The sequence below is a fragment of the Corynebacterium sp. CCUG 65737 genome, assembly GCF_024454115.1.
Lineage (GTDB): Bacteria > Actinomycetota > Actinomycetes > Mycobacteriales > Mycobacteriaceae > Corynebacterium > Corynebacterium genitalium.
Map to the genome: position 1 here is coordinate 1 of NZ_JAGPZB010000037.1, position 975 is coordinate 975.

At 57.8% G+C, this 975-nt stretch carries 1 protein-coding gene; it reads left to right on the forward strand.

All coding sequences use genetic code 11. The features are described 5' to 3' along the window. Window positions 1-975 (forward strand): IS30 family transposase (locus KBX17_RS11425; RefSeq protein ID WP_256019918.1); only part of this gene is annotated, 975 nt, incomplete at both ends.

Sequence of the window (975 nt, forward strand, 5' to 3'; positions counted from 1 at the left end):
ATGCAGGTTCTTGCGTATGTTGATGGCCGGGTCAGTGTTCCGGTGGAGGTGTTGCCGCAGGCTGCGGTGGAGAAGGTGATTGACCGGCGGTACTTGTCGTTGGTGGAGCGGGAGCGCATCGCGGATCGGGTGAATCGGAATTTATCGGTTCGGGCGATTGCGCGTGAGCTTGGGCGTGATCCGGGGACGATTTCGCGCGAGATTAGTCGCAATAGTGGTGATGATGGCATTTATCGCCCGTATGAGGCGCACCGGAAGTCAACGCTTCGGAGGTTTCGGCCGAAGGTGTCGAAGATTGCGGCGAATCCGCGGTTGAAACAGCAGGTGTGGCAGTGGTTGCGGATGGAGTTTTCCCCTGAGCAGGTGGCTGGCCGGTTGCGCAGGGAATTCCCTGGCGATGAGACTATGCATGTGAGTCATGAAACGATCTATCAAGAGCTGTATTGCCAGGCCAGAGGCGAGTTGAAGAAGGTGGTGGCCCATGCCCTTCGTACGGGGCGGACGCGGCGTAAACCGCGTGGTCAGCGTGTTGCGAGGAGTCGGTTTATTGATCCGATGATCATGATTGCCGATCGTCCTGCTGTTGTTGAGGATCGGGCTGTGCCGGGGCATTGGGAGGGTGATCTGATTATCGGTGCAGGTGGAAGGTCTGCGATTGGGACGTTGGTGGAGCGGACGACGCGGTATGTGATGTTGCTGCATTTGCCGGATGGGCATGGTGCGGTGGCGGTGCGTGATGCGCTGGTGGAGGCGATTATGACGTTGCCGCAGCATCTTCGGGGGTCGTTGACCTGGGATCAGGGTTCAGAGATGGCTGGTCATAGGTCGTTTAGCATTGCGACGGATTGTCCGGTGTATTTCTGTGATCCGGGGTCGCCGTGGCAGCGGGGGACGAATGAGAACACTAATGGGTTGTTGCGTCAGTATTTTCCGAAAGGTGCGGATTTGAGTGTTTATGGGCGGGAGGAGTTGGAG